Source organism: Pseudothioclava nitratireducens, assembly GCF_029210495.1.
In the GTDB taxonomy this organism is placed as follows: domain Bacteria; phylum Pseudomonadota; class Alphaproteobacteria; order Rhodobacterales; family Rhodobacteraceae; genus Pseudothioclava; species Pseudothioclava nitratireducens.
In genome coordinates, this window is sequence record NZ_JARGDK010000036.1 from 1 (window position 1) to 1,103 (window position 1,103).

General features: G+C 67.6%; 1 pseudogene. It reads left to right on the forward strand.

The features are described from left to right. Positions 1-50: 50 nt before the first annotated feature. Positions 51-1,103 (forward strand): annotated as a pseudogene (locus P0X85_RS15080) (phage tail protein); the annotation flags it as partial.

Here is a 1,103-nt window from a genome sequence, read left to right on the forward strand (position 1 = left end):
TGGTGAGCCTGCCGCTCTCGTCTTGTCGTCTTGCCTGGAGAACGTGACCCATGCCGCCAGTTGTGCTCGGTGCCGTGGCCCTCGGGGGTGCCGCCATAGCTGCGGGCGGTGTGGCTGCAGCGTTCGCGGCGACGGGGCTCGTGGGTTTTGCCGCGAGCTTCGGGGCCTCGATGCTGCTCTCGGCGGCGGCCCAGGCGCTGATGCCGACGCCGAGCCTGGGGCAAATGGAGATGAAGGCGCGCACGGTGACCGTACGCGAGCCCGTGATGCCCCGCGAGATGGTTTATGGGCGGGTGCGCAAGGGCGGCGTGATCGTCTTCCTGCATTCCACAGGGGCGAAGGACAAAGATCTGCACCTTGTTGTGGTGCTCGCCGCCCACCGCGTCAAATCCATCGGCGCGATCTACTTCGAGGGGGAGATGGCCATAGATGCCTCAGGAGCGGCCCAGGGCCGTTGGGCGGGCAAGGTCACCGTCGAGAAGCGCCTCGGCCGGGACGACCAGACGGCCTTCGCGGGTCTGATCGAGGCGGCTCCGGAGCATTGGAGCGCTGCCCATCGGCTTGCAGGCTGTGCGGCGATCCATCTGCGGCTGACCTATGATGCGGATGCCTTCCCGGGCGGTATTCCGAACATCACCGTGGACATGGAGGGCAAGGACGACATCCTCGATCCCCGCACGGACATGCGCGGCTACAGCGAGAATGCGGCGCTCTGCGTCGCCGATTACATGGCCGAGCCCGCCTATGGGATCGGGGCCGCCATCGGAGCGGGTGACGGGATCGAGACCGACAGCCTGATCGAGGCTGCGAATATCTGCGATGAGCCGGTCGCCTTGGCCGGGGGCGGCTCGGAGCCCCGCTACAGCTGTAATGGGGTAGTCTCGCTCTCGGAGACGCCGAAGACCATCATCGAGGCCATGCTGACGGCGATGGCCGGGCGCTGCATCTGGCAGGCGGGGCAATGGCGGATGCGGGCGGGCGCCTACCGGGTGCCGATGAGCACGCTCACGGAAGATGATCTGCGCGAAGGCGGCCTGACGCTCACCACGCGGCAGAGCCGGGCGTCCAACTTCAACGCGGTGCGCGGCCAGTTCGTGAGCCCG